General features: G+C 40.0%; 7 protein-coding genes. 2 read left to right on the forward strand and 5 right to left on the reverse strand.

What is annotated here, in order from left to right:
* Nucleotides 1-244 precede the first annotated feature (244 nt).
* Genes HY841_10245 through HY841_10255 form a run of 3 tightly spaced genes read right to left on the reverse strand, consistent with a single transcriptional unit; the run spans nucleotide 245 to nucleotide 3,204 of the window.
* Nucleotides 245-1,177, reverse strand: coding sequence for a flippase-like domain-containing protein (locus HY841_10245; protein ID MBI4931133.1), 933 nt, complete (start codon nucleotides 1,175-1,177; stop codon nucleotides 245-247).
* On the reverse strand, nucleotides 1,170-1,964 hold the full coding sequence (locus tag HY841_10250) for a class I SAM-dependent methyltransferase (protein ID MBI4931134.1): 795 nt from the start codon (nucleotides 1,962-1,964) through the stop codon (nucleotides 1,170-1,172). Before HY841_10250 ends, HY841_10245 begins: the two co-directional genes overlap by 8 nt.
* Before the next feature lie 43 nt (nucleotides 1,965-2,007).
* Nucleotides 2,008-3,204: a glycosyltransferase family 4 protein gene (locus HY841_10255; protein MBI4931135.1), complete on the reverse strand. Its 1,197-nt coding sequence runs from the start codon at nucleotides 3,202-3,204 to the stop codon at nucleotides 2,008-2,010.
* Between the two features lie 52 nt (nucleotides 3,205-3,256).
* On the opposite strand from HY841_10255, the gene HY841_10260 reads away from it, so the two are divergent.
* A complete protein-coding gene (locus HY841_10260; protein ID MBI4931136.1) occupies nucleotides 3,257-4,204 on the forward strand; it encodes a glycosyltransferase family 2 protein in 948 nt (315 codons plus the stop codon).
* 197 nt (nucleotides 4,205-4,401) lie between these two features.
* The gene (gene recQ, locus HY841_10265; protein MBI4931137.1) at nucleotides 4,402-6,612 is read left to right on the forward strand and encodes a DNA helicase RecQ; all 2,211 of its coding nucleotides are present in this window, start codon (nucleotides 4,402-4,404) and stop codon (nucleotides 6,610-6,612) included.
* A 35-nt stretch (nucleotides 6,613-6,647) separates the two neighbouring features.
* On the opposite strand, the gene HY841_10270 is transcribed toward recQ, so the two are convergent.
* Both HY841_10270 and HY841_10275 read right to left on the reverse strand, forming a co-directional pair.
* Nucleotides 6,648-6,926, reverse strand: a complete 279-nt coding sequence (locus HY841_10270; GenBank protein ID MBI4931138.1) for a T9SS type A sorting domain-containing protein — start codon at nucleotides 6,924-6,926, stop codon at nucleotides 6,648-6,650.
* 255 nt (nucleotides 6,927-7,181) lie between these two features.
* A complete protein-coding gene (locus HY841_10275) occupies nucleotides 7,182-8,462 on the reverse strand; it encodes a methionine adenosyltransferase (GenBank protein ID MBI4931139.1) in 1,281 nt (426 codons plus the stop codon).
* Nucleotides 8,463-8,752 lie beyond the last annotated feature (290 nt).

Raw genomic sequence — 8,752 nt, forward strand, 5'->3', positions numbered from 1 at the left:
AAGCGGTCGAGGAAGTAAAAAGACGATTGAGAATTATATTCGTAATCAAGGTCGTCATAATGATGTCAAGCAGTTGAAACTTTTTGAATTGTGAAAAATAAAATAATAACGCCCTGCGCTCTTGGCGCAGGGTTCTTTACGCAAAAAATTTCTTTATTTATCCTGGCAATTGCCTGCTGGATTTGTCCGAGCTATATCTGGCTTCTTAAAAAAAAATAATTTGAATTAGTTTTTTTTGGCAAACCTATTTTTTAAAAAAATACTTCATGTTCATGACGGAAAACACTGAGCCAAGTAAAAATGAAGTTATGATAAAAATAGCAGTTTGATATAGCGACAAGGTAAAGCCTTCTGCTATTGTACCGCCTGCAAGCAAAATAATTCCGGAAGAAGCAAACTGATTGATTCCCATATTCCCAGGTGTAAGTTTAACCAATAAGGTGAGTTTGACAAATGACGCCAATAGCAACAATTGGAAAAAAGACAGGTCAAATCCTAGATTTTTACAAATCCATAAAGACCACGCGGCATAAAACAAAGTATCCAACAAACTAATTATGCTGAGTAATGATAAATTTTTTCCGTTAAGTGCTGCCATATAATCAGTAAAAATTATTTCGATTTTATTTTTCATCTTTCCTATAAAATTCTGATTCGTATTTTTATTTTTTTTCAGTAAATACAATGACAGAAAAATAAAAACCGGATGAATCAATGATGCGATTGACAAAATCAGAAAGATGGAGTTCTGTTTGAAAAAACAATTATATATTATTCCTAAAATTCCTGCAATGATAAGTGAGATGGAAACGGACAAAAGATAAATGCTCGTAGTGTTGACAATGGTTATATGATACTTTGCTTTAAAATAAATCGAATTGTATATATAGGATCCCTGAAACGGAATTAAAAAGCCCCACATGCTGATTACAAACGGGAGGGTAACTACATCATACAGACTGATAGTTGTTTTTGAAACGCTTTTGTATAATATAAAACTGCTGATTCCTGAAAGCAAATACATCGGAATGGTCAGTAAGCACGCATAAAAATGAATTTCAATTGGCTTAGAAGTCAGAATTTCTAACTGTTCTTTATTGATAAATAGTTTAAAGCCCGCGTAAATCAGTATTATTCCTCCAATAAATGATAAAACGGAGCCAATAAATTTATTCATGATTTTTTATATTTATAACCAAAGCGCAATGCAGGGAAGGCAGTTTTGCTTTACTTAGAAAACCATCCAACCGGCTAATGAATTTGAAAATCCAATTCATTATCGTATTACCCATTAGCAACGAAAAAAAATAAAGAGGTATAATAAAAATGGTGGTCATTGGGGTTCTTTGTTCACTGAAAATAATTCCTCCATTGTTATTGATATGGCGTTTCAATTCTTTTGCTTTAAAGCAATGTTCTGATTCTGTTTTATTTTTTTTTCTAAAAAGATTCAGAATCCCAAACCCGCTGGAAAAAAAATAACCTGATGTGAGGGGCTCAATAAGAATAATTTTTCCCTCTTTTTTTAAATGAGACAGCATGTTTTGAATTGCTCTGTCAATATTTTTTTTTTCAACATACATCAGAACCGACACGCAAATGATATAATCGAATTTGCTGATTTCGTCAGGTATTTTTTCTAAAGTGCCTGCATATGCCGGTTTACCGGTATTGGATATAAATTGCTTTACAAAATTTTCACTTATGTCAATGCCCGTGATTCGTATATCAGGGTTTCTTTCAATGAGCGGCAGCGAGTTTCTCCCATAGCCGCAGCCAGCGTCAAGTATTTTATAATCTCCATTTGGAATATTTTCAAGAATAAATTTTTTATGAAAATTGTGAATGTGATTATTTAATATATCCGGAAATCTTTTAAATAAAACACTTTTAATATCATTTTTATATTGAATGCTTCTTGCTTCCCACGCTTCCTTATTAATATCAGAATGTTCTGCGTTCATATTTTTTCTTTATTCATACTTTCAAATGCCAAATAGCGAAGCATCAAATTTTATCTAATAGTTTTTGCGAACTGTTCTCAAACAAAAGAGTATCTAACAAATCCTTTTTATCCTTTTGGTTAATCTGCAATGGCTGAGCGATAAACTTTTTTATAGTGCTGGCGAGTGAAACAGGATTTTCCTTTTCAGCAACCAGCCCAAGATTATATTTTTTCACAATGAGTTCCATGTCTCCCGCATTGGTGGTTATTAAAGGTTTTCCATATTGAACCGCTTCGCTTAAAACCACCGGTATGCTCTCGGAGCGGGAAGGAATAATGATGCAGTCAGCTTTGTTATAATACCCGGCTTTTACTTTCTCGTCTGTAATTTTCCCTATAAATAAAACTTTTTCTGTAAGATTATTTTTTTTTACTTCATTCAGCAGAGAAGCCATCATTTCGCCATCTCCAATGATAGTACATGTAAAATTTAAACTGCCGGTTTCTTCCTTTAATAATTTGAATGCTTCAATCAGGACATCGATGCCTTTCACATGCGTGAGCCGCCCAACATAAAGGAACGTGATTTCTTTTTTGGCGATAGGATTATCCGCTAATGAAGCTTCAGGAATATTTATTTTATGAAATGTAGGCAAAAACTCGCTCTTGCGCGAAGAAATTTTTTGAATAATGTCGCATAGTTCTAACCCATCAGCAAATACTGCCTTAGAGTTATTGATAATAAGCCGCAACAATAATCTTGTGAAAAAATTGTCTTTGTTGTTGTAGATATCAGAACCAAGCGACCAAAGCAGGTAGGGAGTTTTCTTTGAAAAGATATTTTTCAGGAAAACATATAAACCGGATGGAACAATCCAGAGGCAAATAAAAATATCAATCTTTTTTTCTCTGACGATTTTTTTTGAATGTCTGGCCCCATTATACAATAAAGAAAAAAGGGAGAGAATATTTTTTAGTTTTTTAAAAGAAACTTCCGCCAGCACTTCTTTTTCCGCAATCTTCCACGGAAACCAAACCACTTCTGCGTGCGGAATAAATTTTTCTTTCTTTCCTCTTTTCTCCTGAGTTAAAATGGTTATTTCATGTCCCTTGTTGTGAAGAAGAAGAATGAGGTCTTCCAAATAACGATGATACACTTCATCTCTGTTTAGCGGGAAACTGCTTGTGCAAATGCAAATATTCATTCTTCTGTTCTGAATTTGGAATACAAAGGTGGAAAAATCTCTTAGAAGGGGCATTTTATTCTGCATTAAATAACTTTATACTTTTGAAGCAAGAAAGAAAATACTGATGTACAAAGACAAAAAAATCTGTGTGGTGGTTCCCGCTTACAACGAGGAAAAGCAAATTATTAAAGTGATAAGCTCCATGCCGGCTTTTGTGGATAAGATTGTTATAGTGAATGATTGCAGCAAAGACAATACAACACAGGTTGTTCAAAATTTGTTGCAGGCATATCCTTCCATTCTTCTTATCAATCATGAAAAAAATCAGGGAGTTGGCGGTGCCATTGCCACCGGCTACAAATGGGCACGCGATAATGATATGGATGTAGCTGTGGTGATGGCGGGTGACGCGCAAATGAATGCGGATGATTTGCCTGCCTTGTTGAATCCTGTTGTTAATGGCGAAGCAGATTATTCTAAGGGAAACCGGTTGTTTACGGGCGAAGCGTATAAAAAAATTCCCAAAGTCAGGTATTTTGGAAATGCAATGCTTTCTTTTCTAACTAAGATTGCATCCGGCTACTGGCATGTTGCCGATTCTCAAACCGGCTACACAGCCATCAACAAAAAAGCGTTAAGTCTGATTGATTGGGACAAGATGTATAAACGTTACGGACAACCGAACGATATTCTTGTGCGCCTGAATGTTTATGATATGAAAGTGAGAGATGTTCCTGTGAAACCGGTTTACAACATTGGAGAGAAATCTGGAATAAAAATCAGAAAAGTTGTATTTACTATCTCGTGGCTTCTTATGCGCATGTTTTTGTGGCGCATGAAGGAAAAATATATCATCCGCAACTTTCATCCGCTTGTGTTTTTTTATTTTCTAGGAGCAGTATTTTTTGTATCCACAATTTTGCTTTTTGTGCGGCTCTTTTTCTTCTGGTACAGTTACGGGAACATTCCTTCTATCAACGCGCTTGCTGCCATGTTCTCATTCATGAGCTCCAGTTTTTTTTCCCTCTTTGCCATGTGGTTCGATATGGAAGCCAACAAAGATTTGAAGTAAGATTACGGGGGAGTTTGTACTTTTTCTCATTCTTTCCTGCGCCCGATTAAGTACAAAGTATTCAGCCGGAAAAATTAATTATTCGTCTAAAATAAAGAGAAATGTTTTTTTGTGTATTCAGAAAAATTGTATATTCACTCTATAAAGACACAAATCACTGGTACGGACAAAAGCAATCCAAAATCCGTTAGACAATCATGGCTGTTGCCGAAGCACTTTCCCTCAAAGGACATCTGAAAAAGGTTTTCGGGTTCTCCAAATTTAAAGGAGAACAGGAAGATGTAATTAAAAATATCCTTAACGGGAAAGATACGTTTGTCATCATGCCTACGGGCGGAGGCAAATCACTTTGCTTCCAGTTGCCCGCGCTCATCAGCGAAGGTACCGCCATCGTGGTATCTCCTCTCATCGCGCTGATGAAAAATCAGGTGGACCTTATCCGGGGGTTTGGCACGAAAGACAATATCGCCCACTTCCTGAATTCTTCTCTCGCAAAGTCGGAAATCATTAAGGTAAAGGAGGAACTTACAGATGGCAAAACAAAAATTCTTTATGTAGCTCCCGAATCCCTTGCCAAGGAAGCCAATGTGGAATTTTTCAAGAACATAAATATTTCTTTTATCGCCATTGATGAAGCGCATTGCATTTCAGAGTGGGGTCATGATTTTCGCCCTGAGTACAGGCGCATCCGTGAACTCATTGATCAGATCGGGCGTGTGCCGATTGTCGCGCTCACCGCAACCGCAACTCCTAAAGTTCAGTTGGACATTCTCAAAAATCTCGGCATCCCTGAAGCAACTGTTTTCAAGGCATCCTTTAACCGCCCGAATTTATATTATGAAGTACGCTCCAAAGTGGAAGCATCCAGGCAAATCATTAAATACATCCGCAAGAATCAGGGAAAGTCAGGAATTATTTACTGTCTGAGCAGAAAACAAACCGAAGCGCTTGCAAGCACACTGCAAGTGAACGGCATCCGCGCGCTTCCGTATCACGCAGGACTGGAAAAAGATGTGCGTTCAAAAACGCAGGACCAGTTCCTGATGGAAGATATTGAAGTGATTGTTGCCACCATTGCTTTCGGAATGGGAATTGACAAGCCCGATGTGCGCTTTGTGATACACTATGATATTCCGAAATCTCTGGAAGGATATTACCAGGAAACTGGGCGCTCAGGGCGGGATGGAGGAGAAGGTCACTGCATTGCTTTTTACAGTGAAGCCGATATTCAGAAGCTGGAAAAATTCCTGAAAGGAAAACCCGTGGCAGAGCAGGAAATCAACCGCCAGTTGATACAGGAAGTAGTTACTTATTCTGAGTCATCTGTGTGCCGGAGAAAAACCCTCTTGCATTACTTCGGAGAAAAATACGAAGAAGAGAACTGCGGCAACTGCGACAATTGCACCAACCCGAAGAAAAAATTTGAAGGCAAAGATGATGTGGAACTTCTCCTGGATGCCATTCTTGAAATGAAAGAAAAGTTCAAGACAAGACATGTGGTGCAGGTTCTGACCGGAACTTTGACCTCATTCATCAAACAATACAAACACCACGAACTGGAGATTTTCGGCAAGGGAGCTGAAGATGATAAGGATGAAAAATTCTGGAATGCCGTAGTGAGGCAGGCGCATGTGGCAGGATTGCTTTCAAAAGATATTGAGAATTACGGTTTGCTCAAGGTGACCAAGGAAGGAAGGAAGTTCCTTGAGAAACCCACCTCCTTCATGCTTACGAAAGACCATGACTTTGAAAATCCGGATGACGATGATGAAGAGGCAATTGTTGCAGGCGGAGGAGGGCAGGCAGGCGGAGCGCTTGACCAAACGCTTTACAAAATGCTGAAAGATTTGGTGAAGCAGGTTGCCAAAAAAGAAAAACTCCAGCCCTGGATTATTTTTCAGGAGACTTGCCTTTCTGAAATGACCATAAATTATCCTACCACGGTGGATGAAGTGGCGCGGATTTCAGGCGTGGGACCCGGCAAGGCGCAGCGCTATGGAAAACCTTTTGCCGATATGATTGCCAGGTATGTGAAGGAAAATGAAATTGAACGCCCGCAGGATCTGATAGTGAAATCCACAGTGAACAAATCGGGGCTCAAAGTTTTTCTCATCCATAATATTGACCGTAAACTCAGTCTGGAAGATATTGCCGATGCAAAAGGACTCACCATGAAACAGCTCATTGGCGAACTCGAAGCCATTGTATCCGCAGGCACGCGCGTGAACATTACCCATTACATTGACCAGGTGATTGACGATGACCAGCAGGATGCCATTTACGAATATTTCAGCAACGCTTCTTCCGACTCAGTGGCGGAAGCCATGAAAAAATTAGGCGAAGATGAATTTGACGAAGAAGATGTGCGCCTCATGCGCATTAAGTATATCTCTGAGGTGGGGAATTGATTTACCCCGTTGGATAACTTTGTATCCTACGGGGTTTACCTCTGCACAACAATCTTTTTCGCAACTACTCCCTCTGCAGTTTTTATCTGTACAAAATAAATCCCTTGCCCCAGCCCTGAAGGGAGAGAGACAACAACACTTTCCCCTTTAGGGGAGAGATGGAGAGGGGTTATTTCTTCCCCCAGCACATTCATAATTTCAACTCCTGTAATCTTTTCTGAGGATTGAAAGGTAAACACTCCGCTTGTTGGGTTAGGAGAAATAGTATAATCAGTTTGTGAAGATAATAGATCAACAGCATTAAGACAACTCACAGTTGCAGTAGTAGTATTTGTACAACTATTAGTATCTGTAATTGTAGTTGTGCTGCCTCCATTGCTCCATGAATAAGAATAAGGAGAAGTGCCAACTCAATCCCAAGCGTCTCCAACTCAATATTAAGCATCTCCATGCTTAACACAGTTCACTCGGTCGTTAGCATAGCCCTCTCCGACCTTAACATAGGCATCTCGGTTATTAGCATAGTCCGCTAAGTCAATGGATATCCGTTTGAATCTGCTCCCGCCCTTTCACGCCATCGCCATTTCCCTTTTAGAAGCCAGAGAAAACTCTTTTCTCAGCGCATCCACATAATTCAATTCTTCCCAGGGGAAAAGTTTCACCTTCACTTTCTTCTCGGTCTTTTTTCCCGCGTTAAAAGTTTTGGTCACTTCCACCGTTTCTCTTCCCATGTGTCCGTATGAGGCGGTTTCAAAATAAATAGGAGAGCGCAGATTAAACCGCTGCTCAATGGAGTAGGGGCGCATGTCAAAAACTTTCAGGATTCGTTTTGCAATTTCGCCATCGTTCATTTTCACTTTGGAGGTTCCGTACGTAGTCACATTCAGTCCTACCGGCTGAGCCACACCGATTGCGTAAGCAACCTGCACCAGCACTTCATCGCAGATTCCGGCAGCCACCATGTTCTTGGCAATGTGGCGTGTTGCATAAGCGCCTGAGCGGTCAACCTTAGAAGGGTCTTTGCCGGAGAAAGCGCCACCGCCATGCGCGCCTTTTCCTCCATACGTATCCACAATAATTTTTCTGCCGGTCAATCCTGTATCTCCGTGCGGACCTCCAATCACAAATTTTCCTGTGGGATTAACGTGATAAATTATTTTGTTGCTGAACAATGCCTGCACGCGCTTCGGTAGTTTTGCCTTCACGCGCGGAACAAGAATGTTGATCATGTCATCTTTTATCTTCGCCAGCATTTTTTCGTCCTGGTCAAAATCATCGTGCTGTGTTGAAACCACAATAGTGTCAATCCGCACGGGCTGGTTCTTGTCGTTGTATTCGATAGTTACCTGCGATTTTGCATCGGGGCGGAGATATTTCATGGTCTTGCCTTCTCTGCGGATGGCGGAAAGTTCGCGGAGCAACGTGTGTGCGAGTTCCAGCGGAAGAGGCATGTAATTATCTGTTTCACGGCAGGCATATCCGAACATCATCCCCTGATCGCCAGCGCCCTGCTCTTCTTTTTTCTTGCGCACCACTCCCTGATTAATATCCGGGCTTTGCTCGTGTATGGAAGAAAAAATTCCGCAGGAGTTCGCCTCAAACATGTATTCTGATTTCGTGTAGCCGATCTTGCGAATCACCTCGCGTGCAATTTCCTGCACATCAAGATACGCGTCTGACTTTACTTCTCCTGCCAGAACAACCTGTCCCGTAGTGACAAGCGTTTCGCAGGCAACTTTCGATTGAGAGTCGTACGCAAGAAAATGGTCAATGAGCGCGTCAGAGATCTGGTCGGCAACTTTATCGGGGTGGCCTTCGGATACTGATTCAGAAGTGAAGAGATAGGACATGAATAAAAAGTTATTCGTTAATAGTTTACCCCGTTGGAATTTTTCCTACGGGGTTAATTGTTAATAAGGAAGCGAATTTAATATTATTTCTCTATGAGAAAAGAAGAATTTATCTAAATGTTTGGACTGTTCCGATTAACGATTAACCAATAGACATTATTCAGATTAAGATGTTATATCCACCGTTTTCAACACAGAGTTCACAGAGTTTAATGAGTTTCACAGAGCAGAACTCTCTGTGTAACTCTCGTATGTTTGCGAAATTAAATAAACTAGTGCAACTAAAAGAA

The sequence above is a fragment of the Bacteroidota bacterium genome, assembly GCA_016213405.1.
Classification (GTDB): domain Bacteria; phylum Bacteroidota; class Bacteroidia; order Palsa-948; family Palsa-948; genus Palsa-948.